Source organism: Thalassotalea ganghwensis (assembly GCF_053485795.1).
Map to the genome: position 1 here is coordinate 1 of NZ_JBQRUM010000051.1, position 1,340 is coordinate 1,340.

Annotated in this window: 2 protein-coding genes; one reads left to right on the top strand and one right to left on the bottom strand. The window is 37.2% G+C overall.

Going from position 1 to position 1,340, the window contains the following annotated elements; translation table 11 throughout:
• The first annotated feature begins 228 nt into the window (after window positions 1-228).
• Complete coding sequence (locus tag ACSLUH_RS19390) at window positions 229-1,026, top strand: S1 family serine peptidase (RefSeq protein WP_448570067.1); 798 nt, start codon at window positions 229-231, stop codon at window positions 1,024-1,026.
• Between the two features lie 33 nt (window positions 1,027-1,059).
• On the opposite strand, the gene ACSLUH_RS19395 is transcribed toward ACSLUH_RS19390, so the two are convergent.
• Window positions 1,060-1,340, bottom strand: a 281-nt coding sequence (locus ACSLUH_RS19395; protein WP_448570068.1) for a transposase, incomplete at its 5' end; no start/stop codon positions are given.

Here is a 1,340-nt window from a genome sequence, read left to right on the forward strand (position 1 = left end):
TAAATTATTTGGTTATCAGAAATTAATTCCTAACTTATATCAATTCGATGGTAATCAAATAGTTTGCGAAATACATAAGGCTATAGATAAAAGCCGCACCTAACAAGGCAATTATAAATGGGACGTCTAAAGCTTGGCTGGCGCTCATTCTTCGCTAATTTTAGCCAAGCTTAATACGCCCCATATTGCGGCGTTAGAAGCCCTTAAATCTACACCGGAGTAAAATAAGTGTTTCATGGATTAAATAACGAATACCTTTATTCAGCATTCAAAATTGAAGTTGAATTCGCAGATGATATTGGAAATGTAAAAAGTGCAAGTGGTACAGGTTTCTTCGTAAAAAATTCAAAAGATGAATTGTGCTTAGTAACGAATAGGCATGTTTTAGATATTAATTACAAAAATATTAGCGGGAAAGATTATAGTAAATACACTCTTTACACTGTAGTCGTAAAAGGCAAAGGAAGGGATGCAACTACAGGAAATCCCGATATTGACGTGGCTCTTCATATTGCGATGCCAAACTTAAAATTTGATTCAAATATAAACAATGATATAGCTTGCCTTATTTCTCCGCAGATTTGCGCCCAAAACTCTATTAACCCAACAATTGACTATTTCTTACCCAAATCAATTCTTGCCACAACTCAGCAGTTTCAATCAAACCTCCATGTATGTGATTTTTTAGCTTTTCCTGGGTATCCGCCATGGCATGATGTCGCAAAAATTAGACCAATATTACGTACTGGTACAATATCTAGCGATCCTCGATATAATTATCAATACAAGCAAAGTGTCTTAGGCGATTGTACAGCTTATGAAGCATTTTCATTTGGTGGTTCTTCTGGAAGCCCTGTATTTGCAATTCAAAAAGGACCCAAACCAGGCCCCGGCATTAGCTTTCCTGGATATAGGGAGCTTCTGCTTGTAGGTATCAATGCTGGCCACTTGAGAACAAATAAAGATGAACATTCAGGTATTTCATACTTTTATAAATCATATGCAATTTTGTCTTTAATTGGCTAATGGGCTTCTAACAAGAGACTATGGCGTCAATAGCTAATTTAAAGCCTTTGGCGCTTCCCACATCACACCATCTCTGAGCATTGAATTTAAGATCACAATCATCTTTCTGACACAGGCAATTAGCGCTACTTTTTTTGGCTTTCCTGCTGCTAGTAACTTGTCATACTGCGATTTGAAAACAGGATTGGATTGTATTGCTGACATCATTGCCATATATAAAACCGTTCGCACCTGGTGTCTGCCACCTTGAATTTTTCTTTGTCCTTTATAGCGGCCACTTTCACGGTTAATTGGTGCAACACCAACTAATGCAG